The 201-nt window shown below is 66.2% G+C and carries 1 pseudogene; it reads left to right on the plus strand.

Going from position 1 to position 201, the window contains the following annotated elements:
• Positions 1–201: pseudogene (locus tag MXD61_RS28710) on the plus strand (RNA-guided endonuclease TnpB family protein); the annotation flags it as partial.

Consider the following 201-nt stretch of genomic DNA (forward strand, 5'->3'; position numbering starts at 1 on the left):
CGTCGAAAGGCCCGCTGCAGGCCGCGCTGCGGAATCTCCAAACCGCCTGTGTGAACTTTTGGGGAAAACGGGCCGGCTACCCGACGTTCAAGCGGAAGGGGAAGACGAACGATGCGGCGACCTGCTTCCGGAACTGCTTCACGTTCCGGGACGGGCGGCTGAGGCTGGCGAAGCAGGCCGCGCCGCTGCGGATCGTCTGGT

The organism is Frankia sp. AgPm24 (assembly GCF_023243055.1).
GTDB lineage: Bacteria > Actinomycetota > Actinomycetes > Frankiales > Frankiaceae > Frankia > Frankia umida.